The organism is Kitasatospora sp. NPDC091276 (assembly GCF_040684355.1).
Taxonomy (GTDB): Bacteria; Actinomycetota; Actinomycetes; order Streptomycetales; family Streptomycetaceae; genus Kitasatospora.
Genome location: NZ_JBFBFU010000043.1, coordinates 17270 through 37857, shown reverse-complemented (window position 1 = coordinate 37857; position 20588 = coordinate 17270). Strand labels below are relative to the sequence as shown.

Sequence of the window (20588 nt, the reverse complement as noted above, 5' to 3'; positions counted from 1 at the left end):
GGTCGTCGGATCCTCACCGTTCGTCATCGTTCGTCATCGTCGGGGCCGCCGGACGCGGCGTCTTCGAGTTCGCTCAGCACCTGGTCCTCCACCAGTTCCGCCAGGGCGGCCACGGTGCGGGAGACCAGGACGTCGCGGGGGGTGAGCGTGACGCCGAAGGCATCGTTGGCGCGGGAGGCGATCAGCAGGGCCCGCATGGAGTCGCCGCCCAGCTGGAAGAAGTCGTCCGTCACGCCCACGGCCGTCCGCAGGGTCTCGGCCCAGATCTCGGCCACGGCCTCCTCGGTGGGCGTGCGGGGCGCCAGCCGGCCGGGCCGCTGCTCCTCCTCGGGTGCGGGGGCGGGCAGGGCGGCGCGGTCGGTCTTGCCGCTCGCGGTGAGCGGGAAGCGGTCGAGGACCGCGAAGGCCGAGGGGACGAGGTGGCCGGGCAGGGAGCGGGCGGCCAGGGCGCGCAGTTCGGCGCCGGTCGGCGGTTCGGCGCCGGGGGCCGCGAGCAGGTGCGCGACCAGGCGGGGCAGCCCGGGATCGTCCTCCCGCACCGTCACCACGGCGTCCAGCACGGCCGGGTGGCGCGCCAGGACGGCCTCGACCTCGCCCGCCTCGATGCGGTGGCCGCGCAGCTTGAGCTGGTGGTCGGTGCGGCCCAGGTAGTGCAGTTCGCCCCGGTGGTCGCGGCGCACCAGGTCCCCGGTGCGGTACATCCGGGTGCCGGGCGGCCCGTACGGGTCGGCGGTGAAGCGGGCGGCGGTCAGGCCCGGCCGGCCGAGGTAGCCGCGGGCCAGGGCCGGTCCGCTCAGCCACAGTTCGCCGGTGACGCCGTCGGGCACCGGCCGGAGCCGGGCGTCGAGGACGTAGGCGCCGGTGCCGGGCAGCGGGCGGCCGATCGGCGGCGCGGCGCCGTCCGGGGCCAGCGGCGCGGACCAGGCGGCGACCACGGTGGCCTCGGTGGGGCCGTAGGAGTTGACCATGCGGTGGTGCGGGGCCCAGCGGGCCACCAGGTCGGCGCCGCACGCCTCGGCGCCGACCACCAGGGTCCTGAGCGCGGGCAGCGTGCCGGGGGTGTCGGCGGGCAGGGTGGCGAGGGCGGCCGGCGGCAGCAGGGTGTGGGTGATCGCCTCCGCCCGGAGCACCTCGGCCAGTCGGGCGCCGAGCAGCGGTCCGGGCGCGGGCACCACCAGCCGGGCGCCGTGCGGCAGGGACATGCACAGTTCGAGCACGGAGGCGTCGAAGCTGGGGGTGGCGAAGGCCAGCACCCGGTCACCCGGCACCACTTGGTAGTGCTCGGCCTCGGCGGCGGCGAAGGCGGCCAGCCCGCGGTGGGTGAGGACGACGCCCTTCGGGGTGCCGGTGGAGCCGGAGGTGTAGATGACGTAGGCGGGGTCGTCCAGGTCGAGCGGGCGGATCCGGTCGGGGTCGGCGGGGCGGTGGTCGGGGGCGCCGTCCGGCGGGGCGGCCAGCAGCGCCGCGACCTCCTTGGCGTCCAGGGTGAGTGCGGGCGCCGCGTCGCGCAGCATGAACTCGACGCGCTCGTCGGGGTAGTGGGGGTCGACCGGCAGGAACGCGGCGCCGGTCTTCGCCACCGCCAGCTGGGCGAGCACCATGTCCGCCGAGCGCGGCAGCAGGAGGGCGACCACCTCGCCGGGGCCGGCGCCGCGCGCGATGAGCCGGTGCGCGAGGCGGTTGGCGTGCGCCTCGGCCTCGGCGAAGGTCAGTTCCAGCCCGGGGGCGCTCAGCGCCGGGGCGTGCGGCCGGCGGTCCACGGCGGCCTCGACCAGGGCGGGCAGGGCCGCCGGGGGCACCGGGCCGCCCGCCGGGCGGGCCGGGCCGCGCAGCAGCCGCTCGCGTTCCCCGGGCGGCAGCAGGTCGAGGTCGTCCAAGCGGGCGGTGCCGTCCGAGCCGGCCAGCGCGGCGAGGGTGTGCAGCAGCTGGGCGGCCAGTTTCTCGGCGGTGGCCCGGTCGATGTACCGGGGGTCGTGGCCGAGTTCGACGGCGAGCCGGTCGCCGGGCGAGACGACCACGGTGAGCGGGTAGTTGGTGGCCTCCCTGGCGTCCAGTTCGCGGATCAGCAGGCCGTGGGCGCCGGCCGTCGCGTCGCCGACCGGGTAGTTCTCGAAGACCACCAGGCTGTCGAACAGCGCCGTCCCGGGCGCCAGCCCGCTCAGGCCGTGCATCGCGGCCAGCGGCAGGTGGTCGAAGCGGCGGTCCTCGGCCTGCTCCTCCTGGAGCGCGCGCAGCCAGGCGGCACAGGGCTGTGAGCCGTCGACGGTGACGCGGGCGGGCAGGGTGGTGATGAACAGGCCGACGATGGCGTCGGATCCGGCCAGGTCGGCCGGGCGCCCGGAGACGGTGGTGCCGAAGCACACCCGCCGCTCCCCGCTCCACCGCGACAGCAGCAGCGCCCAGGCGCCCTGCACCAGGGTGTTGAGGGTGAGGCGGTGCCGGCGGGCGAACTCCTGGAGCCGCTCCGTCTCGGCCTCGGCCAGGCGGTGCGAGAGCCAGGCCCCGGAGCGGGCCGTGTCGCCCTGGGCGGGCTTGCGGTCGTAGGGCAGCGCCGTGGTGGTGAGGTCCGCCAGGACGCCGCGCCAGTGCTCCGTGGCGGCGGCGGTGTCGCGGGCGGCGAGCCAGCCGACGTAGTCCGCGAAGGGCCGGCGCTCGGGCAGGCCCGGCCGGTCGCCGCGGGCGAGCGCGGCGTGGGCGGCCAGGACGTCGGACAGGACGTGGAAGACGCTCCACCCGTCGAGCAGCACGTGGTGGAAGGTCCACACCACGCGCGCCGCGTCCGGCCCGAGCCGGATCAGGTCGAGCCGCAGCAGCGGGGCCCGGTCCAGGGCCAGCGGGCGGGCCCGCTGGTCGGCGAGCAGCCGCTCCAGGCGGGCTTCGCGCTCGGCTTGCGGCAGTGCGCTCCAGTCGTGTTCGGTGACCGGCAGCGTCACGTCCCGGTGGACCACCTGGAGGGGTACGGGCACGTCGCGCAGGACGACGGCGGTGCGCAGCACGGGGGTGCGGTCGACGACGTGCTGCCAGGCGGCGGCCAGCGGCCGCAGGTCGCGGGCGCCGTCCAGCACGAAGGTGATCTGCTCGACGTACAGGCCGTGTTCGGCCTCGTCCAGGCCGTGCAGCACCATGCCGGTCTGGGTGGGGGTGAGCGGCTGGATCTCCGTCACGTCCCGTCCGGTGCCGGCCAGTCGGTCGACGGCGGCCTGGTCCAGGGGGGCCAGCGGGAAGTCGGCGGGGGTGCGGCCGCCCGCGCCGGGTTCGGCGCAGTGGCGGACGATCTCCCGCAGCTCGTCCAGCAGTTCGGCGGCGAGCCGGGCGACGGTCGCGCGGTGGTGCACCGCGCGGGAGTACGACCAGGTGAACGCCAGCCTCCCGTCGCTCACCCGGCCGAGCACGTCCAGCAGGTGCGGCCGGTCCGCCGCCCGGTCCATGCCGCCGGTGAGCGGGCCGGACGGGGCGTGCAGCAGGCCGCCGGGGGCGGGGGTCCAGTCCTGCCGGCCCAGGTAGTTGAAGCCGATCTGCGGCAGGTCGGGCAGCCGGGGCTCGACAGTGGCGGCGGGCCGCAGGTGGCGCAGGGCACCGTAGCCGAGCCCGCCGCGCGGTACGGCGCGCAGGTTCTCCTTGACGGTCTTCAGGGCGGTGCCGGTGTCGGCGTCCCGGGGCATGTCCAGGGCCACGGGGTACAGCGTGGTGAACCAGCCGACGGTCCGGGAGAGGTCGACCCCGTCGAACAGCTCCTCGCGGCCGTGGCCCTCCAGGGCGACCGTCACCCGGTCCCGGCCGGTCCAGCGGGCCAGCACCCGGCCCAGGGCGCAGAGCAGGACGTCGTTGACCCGGGTGCGGTAGACCTCCGGGACGTCCTGGAGCAGCCGGCGGGTGTCCTCGGCGTCCAGGGCGAGGTCCAGCGACTCCTCGGTGGCGGCCGTGTTGGCGCCGTCCAGGTCGGTCGGCAGGGCGGTCGCGGCGCCGTGCTCCGGCCCGTACCAGTGGGCGTGCTCGTCGTCGAAGCCGCCGGCCGCGGTGTGCTCGGCGAGCCGTTCGGCCCAGGCCCGGAAGGAGGTGCTCTTGGGGCCGAGGTCGGGGTGTTCGCCCGCCCGCAGCGCACGGTGGGCGGTGTCCAGGTCCTCCAGGAGCACGCGCCAGGACACCGCGTCGACCACCAGGTGGTGCGCGGCCAGCAGCAGGACGGGGTGCCGTTCGCCGTCGAAGCGGCACAGCGCGGCCCGCAGCAGCGGCCCTTCGGCCAGGTCGAAGCCCGCGGCCAGGCGCTCGGCCAGCTCGCGCAGCGTCGCCTCGCGCTCCTGCGCCGGTGCGGCGGGCAGCTCGTGGGTGCGCAGCTCCGGCAGGTCGCCGGGCGCGGTGCCGTGCTGGCGCCACCGCCCGTCGCCGAGCGGCTCGAACCGCAGGCGCAGCGCGTCGTGGTGGTCCAGGACGGCGGCGAGCGCGGCCCGCAGCAGGGGCTCCTCGGTTCCGGGGGCGAGGGCGAAGGAGACCGACTGGGTGAACTGGGCGGTGTCCCCGCCGAGGGTGTCCAGCAGCCAGTGCTGGACGGGGGTGAGCGGGGCGTCGCCGACCACGGCGCCCTGCTCGGCGGCGACCGCCGGGCTCGGCGACTCCTCGGCGGCGAGGGCGAGTTCGGCCAGGGTCTGGTGGGCGAACAGGTGCCGGGGGGTGAGCGCGAGGCCGGCCCGGCGGGCCGCCGAGACGATCTGGATGCCCAGGATCGAGTCGCCGCCGAGCGCGAAGTAGTTGTCGTCCGCGCCCACGTCGGGCACGCCGAGCACCTCGCGCCAGATCGCGGCGAGGGTGCGTTCGGCCTCGGTGCGCGGAGGCCGGGCACCGATTGCGGCCGGGGCGGCCCACACCGGGGCGGGCAGCGCGCGGCGGTCGAGTTTGCCGGTGGCGCCGAGCGGCAGCCGGTCCAGCGGCACCACCAGTGCGGGCACCAGGTGGTCGGGGAGGGTGCGCCCGAGGAAGGCGCGCCACTCGGCGGGGTCGGGCAGTGCGCCGTCGCGGGCCACCGCGTAGCCCACCAGGCGCCGGTGGCCGTCGTGGTCGACGACCCGGGCGGCGGCGGCCGACACCTGCGGGTGGCGGGCCATCGCGGCCTCGACCTCGCCGAGTTCGATCCGGAAACCGCGCACCTTGACCTGGTCGTCCGCGCGGCCGAGGTAGCGGAGGTCGCCGTCGGCCGTCCAGCGCACCAGGTCCCCGGTGCGGTACATCCGGCGCCCGGGCGGGCCGAAGGGGTCGGGCAGGAACCGGGCGGCGGTCAGGCCCGGGCGGCGCAGGTAGCCGCGGGCGACGCCGGTGCCGGCCAGGTACAGCTCCCCCGGCGCGCCGACGGGCACCGGGCGCAGCCGGTCGTCCAGGACGTAGGCCCGGGCGCCGCCGACCGGGCGGCCGATCGGCGGGTCGCGGTCGGGGTCGGCGGGGTCGCAGGCGAAGGCGGTGGCGTAGACGGTGGCCTCGGTGGGGCCGTAGATGTTCAGCACCCGGCAGCCGGGGACGGCCTCGCGCAGCCGGCGCACGGTGCGGGCGGGCAGGGCCTCGCCGGCCAGGACGACGGTGTCCGCGCCGAGGTGCACGGCGTCCTCCGCGAGGAGGCCGCCCAGGGCGGAGGGCACCGCGCTGAGCAGGCCGGCCCGCCACGGCCCGGGGCGCTCGGCCAGGGCCAGCAGGTCCCGGACGAGTTCCACGCAGCCGCCGGCGAGCAGGGGCGAGAAGATCTCGAACACCGACACGTCGAAGTTGAACGAGGTGGCGGCCACCACGTGGGCCAGGCCGTGGTCGGCGAACTCGGCGGCGGCCCAGTCGGTCAGGGCCAGGACCGAGGCGTGGGCGACCACGACGCCCTTGGGGCGGCCGGTCGAGCCGGAGGTGTGGATGACGTACGCGGGGTGCTGCGGCAGCAGGGCGCCGAGCCGTTCGTCGTCGCGCACGGCGCCGGGGCGGGCGGCGGCGAGCCGTTCGGCGCACCCCGGGTCGTCGAGCACGATCCGGGTGAACGGGCCGGCCGGCAGCCGCCCTCCGGTCTCCGTGTCGGTGACCACGGCGTCGGGCCGGACGTCCGCGAAGAGGAACGCGATCCGCTCGGCCGGGTACCCGGGGTCGACCGGCAGGTAGGCGGCGCCGCTCTTGAGCACCGCCAGCAGCGCCACGGCCAGGTCGGCGGTGCGGGGCAGCGCGAGCGCGACGAACCGCTCGGGCCCGGCGCCGGCCGCGATCAGCAGCCGGGCCAGCCGGTTGGCCCGTTCGTCGAGCTCCCGGTAGGTCAGCTGCACGTCGCCGCAGCGGACGGCCGGGGCGTCGGGGGTGCGGGCGGCCTGCCGGGCGAAGGCCTCGGGCACGGTGTCCTGCGGTGCCTCGACCGCCGCCCCGCCGAAGCGGTCGACGAGTTCGCGCCCCCGCGGCGGGTCGAGCAGCGGCAGGTGCGCCGCCGGCCGGTCGAGGCCGTCCGCCATCGCCGTCAGCAGGGTGCACAGGCCCGCCCCGAGCGCCTCGACGGTGGCGGTGTCGAAGACGGCCGGGTCGTGGTCGAGGCTGACCGCGATGGCGTCGCCGGGGGCGACCACCACGCCGAGCGGGTAGTTGGTCGGCTCCAGGACGTGCTCGGTCTCGACGCCCAGGCCGTGCCGGGTCAGCGCCTGCGCGTCGAACGGGTAGTTCTCGAAGACCACGATGCTGTCGAACAGGGCCGTGCCGCCCGGCAGTTCGCTCCAGTTCTGGAGCTGCGCCAGGGAGGCGGCGTCGTAGCGGCGGGCCTCCGACTGGGCGTCCTGGAGCTCCCGCAGCCACTCCAGCAGCGAGCGGCCGGCGTCGATCCGCACCCGGGTGGGCAGCGCGTTGATGAACAGCCCGACCATCGAGGTGACGCCCGGGAGTTCGGCGGGCCGGCCGGAGACGATCGTGCCGAAGACCACGTCGTCCCCACCGCCGTAGCGGGAGAGCAGCAGCGCCCAGGCGCCCTGGAGCACGGTGTTGACGGTCAGCCCGGCCTGCCGGGCGGTGGTCCGCAGCCGCTCCGACAGGTCGTTGTCGAGGGTCACCCGCACCGATGCCGAGGAGGAGGCGCGGTGCGCCTCGGCCGGGCGCCGGTCGCGGGGCAGTTCGGTGGGGGCGGGGAACCCGGCCAGCGTGTCGCGCCAGTACCGCTCGACCCGCGCCGGGTCCTGCCCGGACAGCCAGCGCAGGTAGTCGGCGAAGGGGGCGCGCGCGGCCGGGTTCGGCCGCCGCCCGGCGGCCAGGGCGGCGTACCGCTCGCACACCTCGTCGAAGACCTGGGCCGCGCTCCACCCGTCGAGCAGGACGTGGTGGAAGGTCCACACCACCCGCACCCGGGTCGGCGACAGCCGGACCAGGGTCAGCCGCATCAGCGGTGCGGCGGCCAGGTCGAGGCCGGCCGCCCGGTCCTCGGCGAGCAGCCGGGCGGTGTCCCGCTCGATCCGGTCGGTCGGCCGGCCGGTCCAGTCGTGGTGGGTCACCGGGACGGCGGCCCGGTGCTGGACGACCTGGAGCGGTTCGGCGGTGTCCTGCCAGGCGAGCCGGGTGCGCAGCACCGCGTTGGCGTCCACGGTCTGCTGCCAGGCGGCGGCCAGGGCGTGCGGGTCGGTGACCCCGGAGAGGACGAGCTGGACCTGGTTGACGTAGGTGTGGGCGTCCGGGTCCAGCAGGCTGTGGAAGAGCATGCCCGCCTGCATCGCCGTCAGCGGGTACACGTCCGCGACGCGGCGGCCGTCCCCGGCGATCCGGTCCACCGCCGCCTGGTCCAGCCGGGCCAGCGGGAAGTCGGCGGGGGTGCGGCCGCCGGCGCCGGGCTCGGCGCAGTGGGCGACGAGGTCCTCCAGGGCGCGCAGCATGGCGTCCGCGAGCGCGGTGACGGTCCGTTCGTGGTGCCGACCCGCGCTGTAGTACCAGCCGATCTCCAGCCGGTCGTCCTCGACCCGGGCGACGACGTCCAGCAGGTGCGGGCGCTCGGTGCCGGGCGCCTCCGCGCCGCCGAGGCCGCCGGGGACGGCGCGGACCAGGGCGGCGCCGTCGGCGGACCAGTCGAAGCGGCCCAGGTAGTTGAAGCTGATCCCGGGGGCCGGGGCGTCGGCGAGCTGCTCGTCCCGGGCGAGGTGGCGCAGCGCGCCGTAGCCGAGGCCGCGCTCCGGCACCGCCCGCAGCTGCTCCTTGACGGCCTTCAGCGCGGTGCCCCAGTCCCCGTCCGGGACGTCGAGGGCGACGGGGAAGAGCGAGGTGAACCAGCCGACCGTGCGGGACAGGTCGATGTCCTCGAACAGCTGGTCCTCGCGACCGTGCCCCTCCAGGCCGATCGCGACGGTGCGCCGTCCGGTCCACTCGGCGAGCACCCGGCCCAGGGCGGTGAGCAGGACGTCGTCGATCCGGGTGCGGTAGACCCCGGGGACCTTGCGCAGCAGGTCCCCGGTGCGCTCGCGGTCCAGCCGGACGGTGACGGCGCGCAGGTCGGCGGCGGTGTTGCCGCCGTCGCCGTCCACCGGCAGCGCGTCCGCGCAGTGCCGGGCGGCCGCCGCCCAGTGGGCGCGCCGGGACGCGAAGCCGCCGGCCGCGGTGTGCTCGCGCAGGCGGCGGGTCCACTCCCGAACGGAGGTGGTGCGGGCGGGCAGGCGCAGCGGCCGGCCCTCCACGGCCTGCCGGTAGGCGGTCTCCAGGTCCTCCAGCAGGATCCGCCAGGAGACGCCGTCGACGACCAGGTGGTGGACGGCCAGCAGCAGCCGGGCGGGCCGGGTGCCGTCGGTGGTGAACAGACGGGCGGTGAGCAGCGGGAGGGTGTCCAGCCGGAACGCGGCGTGCGCGGCCCCGGTGGCCCGGGCCTCGGCGGCCTCGGCCGCCGCCCGGTCCAGGGCGCCGAGGTCGACGACCTCCAGCAGTTCGGGGGCGGCGGCGTCCGCGGGGGCGCAGTGCTGCTGCCAGGCGCCGTCCTCCCCGGTGGTGAAGCGGGAGCGCAGGGCGTCGTGGTGGGCCCACAGGGCGGTCAGGGCGCGGCGCAGGGCCTGCGGGTCGACCTCGCCGGGAGCCTCCACCACGACGGACTGGTCGAAGGACGCGGCGTACGGCGGGTGCGGGTCGAGGAACCAGTGCTGGATGGGCGTCAGGCCCACCTCTCCGCTGACCGGTTCGGTCCCGGCGACGGTGACGGCGGTACCGGCGGCGGCGGCCAGCGCGGCGACGGTGGGGTGCCGGAACAGGTCGCGGGGGGACAGCGCGAGACCGGCGGCGCGGGCGCGGGAGACGACCTGGATGCTCAGGATCGAGTCGCCGCCGAGCAGGAAGAAGTCGTCGTCGACCCCGACCCGCTCCACGCCGAGCAGTTCCGCCCAGATCGCGGTGAGGACGCGTTCGGTGTCGGTGGTCGGGGCGCGGTGGGCGCGGTCGCCCGTCGCCGACCAGTCGGGGGCGGTCAGCCGTCGGCGGTCCACCTTGCCGTTGGCGGTCAGCGGCAGTTCGGAGACCGTGACGAAGGCCGCGGGCAGCATGTAGTCGGGCAGGTCGGCGGCCAGGTGGGCGCGCAGCGCCGTGGCGGAGGGCGGCTCGGCGCCGCCGGTCGGCACCAGGTGGGCGGCCAGCCGCTTGCGCCCCGCGTCCTCGTGGAGCGAGACGACGGCCTCCGCGACGGCCGGGTGGGCGGTGAGCCGTGCCTCGATCTCGGCGGGTTCGATGCGGAAGCCGCGGATCTTGATCTGGTCGTCCGCGCGGCCCACGAAGTGCAGTTCGCCGTCCTCGCTCCACCGGGCGGTGTCGCCGGTGCGGTACATCCGGCCGCCGGGCGGCCCGAAGGGGTCGGCGAGGTAGCGGGCGGCGGTCTCGCCGGGCCGGCCCGCGTAGCCGCGCGCGACTCCGGCGCCGGCGATGTACAACTCGCCGGTGATGCCGGGCGGTTGCGGCTGGAGGGCGCCGTCCAGCACGTACACCCGGGTGTCGTCCAGCGGGCGTCCGATCGGCAGCACGGCGGGCAGCCGGTCCCCCGAGCGGAAGGCCCGGCGGGTGGCGAAGGTGGTGGTCTCGGTCGGGCCGTAGCCGTCGACCACGGTGAGGTCGGGGCAGGCCTCCAGGACGCGGCGCACGACCGCGCCGGGCACCGCCTCGCCGCCGGTCCACACCTCCCGGGCGCCGCGCAGGCAGCCCGGGTCCTCCTGGGCGAGGAGCCGGAACAGGCCGGCGGTCAGCCACAGGCATTGCACGCCCTGCTCGGTGACGGCGCGGCGGACGGCGGCGGCGTCCAGGTCGTCCGGCGGGGCCAGTACGGCGGTGCCGCCGCGCAGCAGCGGCACCCACAGCTCGTAGGTGGCGGCGTCGAAGGCGTGCGGGGAGTGCACGAGCACCCGGTCGTGGCCGGTGAAGGCGCGGTCCAGGGCGAGCGCGGCGACGTCGCGCCGGCGCACCGCGACGCCCTTGGGGGTGCCGGTGGAACCCGAGGTGAACATCAGGTACTGGACGTTGTCGGGGTGGGGCACCGGGGCCGCGGCCGGGGCGGCCGGGCCCGGCCGGTCGGCGGCGTGCGGCCGGTCGGCGGCGTGCGGCCGGTCGGCGATGTGCGGCCGGTCCGGCCGGTCGACGCGCAGCACCCGCTCGGCGGGGAGCAGTTCTTCGGCGGCGCTCGCCCGGTGCGCGTCGGTGAGCAGCAGGTCCGCGCCGGCCTCGGCCAGCATCAGGTGCAGCCGCTCGCGCGGCGCCCTGCCGTCCAGCGGCACGTAGACCCCGCCGGTCCGGACCAGCGCCAGCTGGGCGACGACCAGGTCGACGGAGCGGTCCATGAGCACGCCGACCGGGTGTTCGACGCCGACGCCGAGCGCGGCCAGTCGGCCGGCCAGGGCGGCGGCGCGGGCGTCGAGGTCGCGGTAGCTGAGGCGCTCGTGGCCCGCCTCCAGGGCGGCGGCGTCCGGGCTGCGGCGCACCTGCTCGGCGAACAGGTCCGCGATGTCGCGCTCGGTCCGTTCGACGGCGGTGGCGTTCCAGTCGACGAGGATCCGCCGGCGCTCCCCGGCGGTCAGCAGCGGCACGCGCGCGGGCGGGCTCCCGGCGCCCCGGGGCAGTCCCGTCAGGACGGCCGCGAGCTGCCCGGCCATCCGCCGGACGGTGGCCTCGTCGAACAGCCGTGGGTCGTAGCACAGCCGCAGGGCCAGCTCCGGCCCCGGGTAGGCCAGCAGGGCGAGCGGGTAGTTGGTGGTCTCGATCCCGTCCAGGTCGCGCAGGCGCAGGCCGTGCGCGGCGGCCGCGTCGTCCTCGACCGGGTAGTTCTCGAAGACGACGATGCTGTCGAACAGGGCGGTCTGCTCGGGGAGGACGGTGGCGGCCCGCAGGCGGGTGAGCGGGACGAAGCCGTGGCGCCGGTCCTCGCCCTGCTCCCGTTGCAGCGTGCGGAGCCAGTCGAGCAGGGTGCCGTCAGCGGGCACGGCCGTCCGGGTGGGCAGGGTGGTGATGAACAGGCCGGTCATCGACTCGACGCCGGGCAGCTCGGGCGGCCGCCCGGACGAGGTGGTGCCGAACACCACCTCGTCCCGGTTCGCCTGACGGCCCAGCAGGATCGCCCAGGCGCCCTGGACCAGGGTGTTCAGGGTCAGGCCGGAGCTGCGCGCGAGGCCTTCCAGCGCCCGGGTCGCGGCGGCGGGGAGGGTGAACGGCACGGCCCGGGTGGATTCCGCGCGGTGGCTCTGGCGCGGCTCGCGGTCGTACGGCAGCGGCGTCGGCTCGGCCAGCCCGGCCAGGCGCCCGCGCCAGTGCCGCTCGGCCTCCGCCGGGTCGCGCTCGCGCAGCCAGGCCACGAAGTCGCGGTAGGGCCGGCGCTCCGGCACCGTGCCGTACGGGACGGTGCCGAAGGGCTCGGTGCCGAAGGGCTCGGTGCCGAAGGGGTCGGTGCCGGACGGCACGGTACCGGACGGGACTTCTCCCGTCTCCGGCCCGGAGCGGGCCAGCGCGGCGTGCACGGCGAACACGTCCGACAGCACCTGGAAGAGGCTCCAGCCGTCCAGGACGAGGTGGTGGAAGGACCACAGCACGCGCACCCGGGTGTCGGAGAGGCGGATGAGCAGCAGGCGCTGGAGCGGGGCCCGGGCCAGGTCCAGGCCGCGGGCCCGGTCGCGGTCCAGGAGCTCGGCCAGCCGGCCCCGGCGCTCGGACTCGGGCAGCTCGCGCCAGTCCAGGTGGGTGACCGGCACGGCCGCCCGCCGCCGCACCACCAGCAGCGGCTCGGGCACCTCCTGCCAGCGGACGTGGGCGCGCAGCACCGGGGTGCGGTCGGTGACCCACTGCCAGGCGGCGGCGAGCCGCCCCGGGTCGGGCACGCCGTCCAGGACGAAGTCCAGCTGCTGGAAGTAGGCGCCGCTGTCCTCCTCGGCCAGGCCGTGGAAGAGCATCCCGGACTGGGTCGGCGTCAGCGGGAGGACGTCCTCCACCGCGCCCGGGTCGTCGCCGGTGATCAGGTCCACGACCGCCTGGTCGAGCCGGGCCAGCGGGAAGTCGGACGGGGTGCGCCCGGCGGCGCCCGGGCGGGCCGCGTACCGCGCGAGGTCGGCCAGCTCGGCGGCGAAGCGCCGGGCCAGGGCCTCGACGGTGTCGCGCCGGTGCACGGCGCCGGAGTAGAACCAGCTGAACTCCAGCGCGTCGCCGTCGAGCCGGCCGACCACCTCCAGGGCGTGCGGGCGCTCGACGCGCGGGTCGGCGTCCAGTTCCAGGGGCCGGAAGGTGCCGCGGTAGAGCCCGGCCGCGTCCTGCGGGAAGGACATCCGGCCGAGGTAGTTGAAGCTGATCCGCGCGGCCGGGACGTCGGGGGCCGTGCCGGGGCGCCCCAGGTGGCGCAGGGCGTCGAATCCGAGGCCCCGTCGGGGGACGGCGCGCAGTTGCTCCTTGACCCGCTTGAGGACTCCGTCCCAGTCGGCCCCGGCGGGCACGGCCAGCGCCACGGGGTGCCGGGTGGTGAACCAGCCCACCGTGCGGCTCAGGTCGAGGTCGGCGAACAGCTCCTCGCGCCCGTGCCCCTCGACGTCCACCACGACCCGCTCCAGGCCGCTCGCCCCGCACAGGGCCCGGCCGAGGGCGCTCAGCAGCACGTCGTTGGCCTGGGTGCGATAGGTGTCGGGCAGGGTGCGCAGGAGGGCGGCGGTGTCGGCGGGGTCGAGGCGCACGGTGACGGAGCGGGCCGAGGCGTGGGTGTCGGCCCCCGCGAGGTCGGCCGGGAACGGGTCCGCCGGGGCGTCACCGTCCTGCGCGGGGACGGCCCGCGCCCAGTACTCCGTCTCGTCCTCGAAGCCGCCGGCCGCGGCGTGGGCGCCGAGCCGCTGGCCCCACTGCCGCAGCGGGGAGGACTTCGCCGGCAGGGCCGCCGCCCCGTCCCGGCCGTCGCGGCGGGCGCGGTAGGCCGTGTCGAGGTCCTCCGCCAGCACGCGCCAGGAGACCCCGTCGACGACCAGGTGGTGGACGGCCAGGTGCAGGACCGGCGGCTGCCCCGCACCGCGCTCGTGCAGCACGGCGCGCAGCAGCGGGCCTTCGCCGCCCAGGTCGAAGGGGCCGAAGTGCGGGGTGTCGCCGTCCGGGCCGGTGTGCCGGCCCAGGCGGATCCGGGGCGCCCGGTCGTCGATCCGCCAGCGCACGCCGGGGCCGGTACCGATCTCCCCGTCTCGGGGCTCTGCGGGGTCGGACTCTCCGGTGCGGGGCTCTGCGGGGTCGGGCTCTCCGGCGTCGGACTCTCCGTCGTCGGCCGTGAAGGCCGAGCGCAGCGCGTCGTGGTGGGCGACCACGTCGTTCAGGGCGTCCTCCAGCGCCGCCCGGTCCACGTCGGCGCCCAGCAGGAGGGAGAGCGCCTGGTTGAAGTGCCCGGCGCGCCCGGCGGCCCGGTCGAGCCACCAGCGCTGGATCGGGGTCAGGACGCCCGCCCCGGTGGCGGCCACCCGGGCGGTCACGGCCGGCCGTTCGGCGTCGTCCGCGCACCGGGCCAGCGCGGCGACCGTCTGGTGCCGGTAGAGGTCCCCGGAGGTCACCGCCAACCCCACCTGCCGGGAGCGGGCCACCACCTGGATGCCGAGGATGGAGTCGCCGCCGAGGTCGAAGAAGTTGTCGTCCGCGCCGACCCGTTCCAGCCGCAGCACCTCCGCCCAGATGGTGGCGAGCGCCTGTTCGGCGGGGGTCCGGGGGGCGACGTGGCGTACGGCGGGCACGGCCGGCCCCGGGTCGGGCAGCCGGCTCCGGTCGAGCTTGCCGTTGGGGTTGAGCGGCAGCGCGGGCAGCGGCACGACGACCGAGGGCACCAGGTAGTCGGGCAGGGCCAGGCCGAGCGCCCGGCGCACGGCCTCGGGCTCCACCCGCCCGCCCGGGACGGGGACCACGTAGCCGACCAGGCGCCGGTTGCCCCCGCCGTCGGCGACGGTGGCGGCCGCCTCCGCCACGCCCTCGCAGCGCCGCAGCGCCTCCTCCACCTCTCCCAGTTCGATCCGGAAGCCGCGCACCTTGACCTGCTGGTCGATCCGGCCGAGGTACTCCAGGTCACCGTCGGCGTTCCACCGCACCCGGTCTCCGGTGCGGTACATCCGCTCCCCCGGCGCGCCGTACGGGTCGGCGACGAACCGGGCGGCGGTCAACCCGGGGCGGCCCAGGTAGCCGCGCGCCAGGCCGCCGCCCCCGAGGTACAACTCGCCGACCACGCCCGGCGGTTGCGGGCGCAGCCCGGGGTCCAGGACGTACGTCCGGGTCAGTGCGAGCGGCCTGCCGATCGGCGGCGCCTGCTCCGGCAGCCGGTCACCGGCGAACCAGGCGGTGGCGTAGACGGTGGCCTCGGTGGGGCCGTAGATGTTGGCGATCGCGCTGCCGGGCAGGGCGCGCCGCAGGTCGCCCACCGCCTGGGCGGAGAGGGCCTCGCCGGCCAGCACGACGGTGGCCGCGTCGACCGGGGCGGCGCCCCCGGCGAGCAGCCGGGAGATCACCGAGGGCACGCCGCTGACCAGGCCGACGCGGCGCGGGGCCGGCTCCTCGGCGAGGGCGGCGAGGTCGGCGACCACCTCGACGCTCCCGCCCGCCAGCAGCGGGCAGAGCAGTTCGAAGACCGACACGTCGAAGTTGAGCGAGGTGGCGGCGACCACGTGGTCCAGCCCGCCGGGCCCGAACCGCTCGGCCGCCCAGCGGGCGAGGGCGACGACGCTGCGGTGGGTGATCACGACGCCCTTGGGCCGGCCGGTCGACCCCGAGGTGTAGATGACGTAGGCGGGGTGCTCCGGCAGCAGCGGCCGGAGGCGGTCGGCGTCCGTGAGGTCGGCGTCCCCGGTGTCGTCGGTGTCCGCCGGGCCGGCGGCGGCCAGGCCGGTGTCCGCCTGGCCGCCGGCGTCGGCGGCCAGGCCGGCGCCGTCCTCCAGCAGCAGGACGGGCCAGCCCTCGGGCAGCGCGGCCGCCGTCTCCCGGGTGGCGAGGACCAGCGCGGGCCCGGCGTCCGCCAGCATGAAGCGGATCCGCTCGGCCGGGTAGCCCGGGTCCACCGGCAGGTACGCCGCACCCGACTTGAGCACCGCCCACAGCACCGACGGCAGGTCGGCGGAGCGCGGCAGGCACAGCGCGACCAGCCGCTCGGGGCCCGCGCCCCGGGCGACCAGCAGCCGGGCGAGGCGGTTGGCCCGCCGGTTGACCTCCGCGTAGTCCCGCCGCACCGGGCCGCAGCCGACGGCGGTCCGCCCGGGCGTACGGGCCGCCTGCGCCTCGAACAGCCCGGGCAGCACGGGCGGCACGGTGTCCGGGAGGTCGCCGGCGGCGTGCGCGGGCGGGTTCCAGGAGTCGAGCAGCGTGCGCTGCTCCTCCTCGGAGAGCATGGGCAGTTCGGCGAGGATGCGCTGCGGGCCGTCCGCCATGCCCGCCAGCAGGCGGTGCAGGTGGCGGGCCATCCGGGCCACCGTCCGGGCGTCGAACAGGTCCGTGTTGTACTCCACCGTCAGCGCGCAGCCGTCGGTGTCCTCCGGGGTGAACTCCAGCACCAGGTCGAACCGGGCGGCCGGGCGGGGCAGCGGGTGGTCCTCGAAGCGCAGGCCTCCGGCGGGCGGCGGGGTGGTGGGGCTCTGCTGGACGACCATGACCTGGACCAGCGGGGTGCGGCTCGGGTCCCGGGGCGGGGCCAGTTCCTCGACCACCCGGTCGAAGGGCACCGCGGCGTGGGCGAAGGCGTCCAGCAGGGTGGTGCGCACGCTCTCCACGAACCGGTCGACGGTGGCCCGCTCGTCCACGTCGCCGCGCAGCACCACGGTGTTGACGAAGAAGCCGGTCACCTCCTCCAGCTCCCGCCGGTCGCGCCCGGTGGTGACGGTGCCGAACGCCACGTCCCGCTGGCCGGAGTAGCGCGAGAACAGCAGCGCGGACGCCCCCGCGAACAGGGTGAACAGCGTCGTACCGCGGCCCGCGGCGAGGTGCCGCAGCCGGGCCACCAGTTCGGCCGGGAGGCGGTGGCGGTGCGCCGCGCCGTTCGTCGTGCGCTGGGCGGGCCGGGGCCGGTCGGTGGGCAGTTGCAGGGGTTGCAGCTCCGCCAGGTTCCGCTTCCAGTAGGCGAGGTCCGGCGCGTCCGCTGCCCCGGCTTGGGTCCGCCGGTGCTGCTCCCAGCGCGCGAAGTCGGGGTACTGGAGGGCGGGGGCGGCGAGCGCGTCCGGCTCGCCGGAGACCTCCGCCCGGTAGAGCGCGGCCAGTTCGCGGGTGAGGACGCCCACCGACCAGCCGTCGGTGATGATGTGGTGCTGCGCCAGCAGCAGCAGGTGCTCGTCGGCGGCGAGGCGGACCAGTAGTGCCCGGGCGAGCGGGCCGTCCGTCAGGTCGTAGGGCCGGTTCAGCTCCTCGGTCAGCAGCCGTTCGGCCGCCTCGGCGCGCTCCCCGGCCGGCCGGTCGCCGACGTCCTCGGTGCGCAGCGGCAGGGTGCCCTCCGTCGCGACGCGCTGCACGAGCTGCCCGTCGACGGTGGCGAAGGTGGTGCGCAGCGAGTCGTGGCGGGCGGCGAGTCGGCCCAGAGCCCGGCGCAGGGCCTCCGGGTCCGTCGTTCCGCGCAGCCGCAGGGCCACGCCGGTGTTGTACTCCGTCCCCCCGACGGTGAGGTCGTCGAGGAACCACAGGCGGCGCTGGGCGCTGGACAGCGGCAGCGGCTCCTCGCGCGGGGCGGGCGGGATCGGCTCCGGCGGCGCGGCGGTGTGCCGCTCGTCCACCAGCGGGGCCAGGGCGGCGACGGTCCGTGCGGTGAAGACGTCCCGGAGCGTGAGCCGGACGCCCAGCCGCTCGGTGACCCGGGCCAGGGTCCGGGCGGCGAGGATCGAGTCGCCGCCCAGGTCGAAGAAGTCGTCCGTCGCGCCCACCGCGTCGACGCCGAGGACCTCGGCCCAGATGGTGGCCAGGGCGCGTTCGCGCTCGGTGCGCGGGGCGACGGGCCCGGCCGCGCCGGAGCGGGCGGGGGCGGGCAGCGCCTGCTGGTCGATCTTGTGCTGCGGGGTGAGCGGCAGCGCGGCCAGGACGACCACGGCGGACGGCACCAGGTGGGCCGGCAGGGCGGCGGCCAGCGCCGCGCGCAGCTCCGCCGGGTCCGGGGCGTGCTCCGGGTCGGCGGGCGTGGCGTAGCCGACCAGGCGTTCGCGGCCCGGTTCGTCCTCCCGGACCACGACGACGGCCTGGTCGACGGCGGGGTGCGCCCGCAGGGCGGCCTCGATCTCCCCCGGCTCGATCCGGAAGCCGCGGATCTTCACCTGCCGGTCGAGCCGGCCGAGGAACTCCAGCTCCCCGTCGGCGGTCCACCGGGCGCGGTCTCCGGTGCGGTAGAGCCGGGCGCCGGGCGGGCCGAAGGGGTCGGCGACGAAGCGCCCGGCGGTCAAACCGGGGCGGCCCAGGTAGCCGCGGGCCACGCCCTCCCCGCCGACGTACAACTCGCCGTCGGCACCTGGCGGTTGGGGCCGCATGGCCGCGTCGAGCACGTACGCCCGGGTGTGCGGCAGCGCGCCGCCGATGGGGGGTGCGCCGCTGCCGGCGGTCAGCGGGCCGGTCCAGGTGGCGACGATGGTCGCCTCGGTCGGGCCGTAGGAGTTGACCATGCGCCGGCCGGGCGCCCAGCGGTCGACCAGTTCGGCGGGGCAGGCCTCGGCTCCGACGATCAGCGTGCGCAGGTGGCGGCCGGCGCCGCCGGGCACGGTGGCCAGGGCGGCCGGCGGGATGAGGGCGTGGGTGATGCGGTGCTCGTCGAGCACGGCGGCGAGTTCCTCGCCCAGCCAGGGGCCGTGCGGGGGGATCACCAGCGTGGCCCCGGCCAGGACGGAGATGAACAGTTCGAGGACGGAGGCGTCGAAGCTGGGCGAGGAGAACTGCAGCACCCGGTCTCCGGGGCGCACGGCGTAGTGCGCGCGGGCCGCCTCGGCGAAGCCGCCGATCCCCCGGTGGGTGACGACCACGCCCTTGGGCGTCCCGGTGGAGCCCGAGGTGTAGATCACGTACGCCGCGTGGTCGGTGCCGGCCGGGCCGGGCAGCGCGGTACCGGTCGGGCCCGCCAGGCCGGCGTCGGGCGCGGCGGCGGTACCGGGCGTGTCCGTGCTGCCGGGCGCGTCCGCGGTGTCGGCCCGGTCCGCGGCGCTGGCCGGGTCGGCCTCCAGCAGCGCGCGGACCCGGGCCGGATCGTCCAGGACGACGGCGGGGGCGGCGTCGGCGAGCATCAGCGCCCGTCTCCCGGCGGGGTAGGCCGGATCCACGGGCAGGAAGGCGGCGCCCGTCCGGGCGACGGCCAGCTCCGCCGCGACCAGTTCCATCGAGCGCGGCAGGACCAGCGCCACCGTCCGGTCCGTCCCGGCGCCGCGCCGCGCGAGGTCGCGGGCCAGGCGCTCGACCCGGTCGGCCAGTTCCCGGTACGTCCAGCTGCGCCGGCCGTCGGTCACCGCGGGCACGTGCGGCGCGCGGGCCACCTGGGCGGCGAACAACGCGTCGAGCGTCCGGTGCGCCGCCGGCGGGGCGGCATCGGTCCCCGGGGCGCCAGGGGTGTCGCCGGCCTGCGGCGGAGCGGACGAACGTACGGGCTGGGCAGGCCGGTCGGTCATGGCGGAAGGTCCTTCCGGACGGGGAGGAGGCGATGCGGGCGCCGGGGCAGGCGGGGGCAGGCCCTCGGACCCGGGAACGGGGGCCGGGGGAACGGAACGAGCGGGGGGTGAGCCCGGTGGAGCGGCGTCGGCGCGGCGGCGGACGCCTCAGGCGACGGGCAGCGGCGGCGGCAGGCGGGCGAAAGGCGCCTCAGGCGGGGTCGGCGCGACGCGCCGTGCGCCCGGACACCTGCACCCGGTCGATCACGCCGGTGGCGGGATCGCGGTGGAAGCGCCCGCCCGGCTCGGGGCGGCCGGTGTCGGGGGCGAGCAGATCGTAGGAGAGGTCGGCGAAACAGCGCAGGGGTATCGGCAGGTCTCCGTCCACGGAGAGCGTGGACGATCCGTCGCCCGCGGGCTCGACGAGGTACCGGATCGAACCGTTGCGGTAGGTGCCCGCACACTCGGGCAGGGGAACGGGCTCGCCCGCGCCCACGGGCGCGATCGCGGCGGGCACCCGGACGCCCGCCAGCTCGGCCAGGTCGGCCGCGAGCTCGCGCCAGAGCGCGGTGGCGGCGGCGGCGTTGCCCGCGAAGGCGACCACCACGCCGCTGTCGGGGTCGGCCCGCAGGTGGCAGGAGGTCCCCATGGCGTTGCCGTCGTGGCCGCACCACAGCCGGCCGTCCTGCTGGTAGAGGGCGAGCCCCGGGCCCCAGCCGTCCGCGAGCGCACCCGGCCGGGCGCCGGGCTGCGGGCGGCGCATCTCCTCGGCGACGGCGGGGGGCAGGGCCTTGGCCCGGCCGACCAGGGCGCCGCCGAGCGCGGCGAGGTCCGCGGCGCTCGCCAGCAGGGCGCCGGCCGGGGCCTCCAGCGGGGCCAGGTTCTGCCGGACCGGCCGGGCCCGGCCGGTCGCGGCGTTGAGCGCGTGCCCGGCGGCGACCGGGCGAGCGGGTGCGCTCGCGTCGACGAACACGGGCACGGTGCCGAGCGGTTCGAGCAGCAGGGCGGCCACGGCCTCGTGCCAGGGCATCCCGGTCACCGCCTCCACCAGGCGCCCGGCGGCGACGTAGCCGGCGTTGGAGTAGGAGAAGTCCGTCCCGGGCGGGAAGAGCGCGTCCCCGGCCGTGCACACGGACGACAGGTAGTGCGCCGCGGTGGTCCGGGCGGCGGCGTCGGAGTCCGGCCCGGTGGGCAGTCCGCCGGTGTGGCTGAGGAGTTGGCGAATCGTTACTGCGGGCATCCGGCGGAGCTCGGGCAGGTGATCGGCGACCCGGTCGTCGAGGTCGAGGTCGCCGTCGTCGGCGAGGAGCATCACCAGAGCGGCCGTGTAGGGCTTGGTGAGCGACCCCACCGGCACGACGGTGTCCCCGGTGAAGGGCGCACCGGTGGCGGCGTCGGCCACACCGGTGTGCAGGGCCACGACCTCCGAGCCGGTGTCCAGCACCACCTGGGCGCCGGGCACCCGGTGGGTGCGCGCGAGCGTGTCGAGCCGGTGCTGCAGTTCGCGGCGTAAGAGGAACGGCGCGCGCTCGCGGACCGGCGCGGAACTGGGGTACGGCATGGGCGGACGCT

2 protein-coding genes are annotated in these 20588 nt (G+C 77.2%); both read right to left on the bottom strand.

All coding sequences use genetic code 11. The features are described 5' to 3' along the window. Positions 1 to 23: 23 nt before the first annotated feature. Positions 24 to 19037, bottom strand: coding sequence for a non-ribosomal peptide synthase/polyketide synthase (locus AB0O19_RS34830; protein ID WP_363625342.1), 19014 nt, complete (start codon positions 19035 to 19037; stop codon positions 24 to 26). Positions 19038 to 19227: 190 nt separating this feature from the next. Continuing rightward, positions 19228 to 20577, bottom strand: coding sequence for a serine hydrolase domain-containing protein (locus tag AB0O19_RS34825; protein ID WP_363625340.1), 1350 nt, complete (start codon positions 20575 to 20577; stop codon positions 19228 to 19230). Positions 20578 to 20588: the final 11 nt, after the last annotated feature.

Coding starts and splice junctions, on each gene's coding strand:
- AB0O19_RS34825 (WP_363625340.1), bottom strand. CDS start 20,577: ATGCCGTACCCCAGTTCCGCGCCGGTCCGCGAGCGCGCGCCGTTCCTC.
- AB0O19_RS34830 (WP_363625342.1), bottom strand. CDS start 19,037: ATGACCGACCGGCCTGCCCAGCCCGTACGTTCGTCCGCTCCGCCGCAG.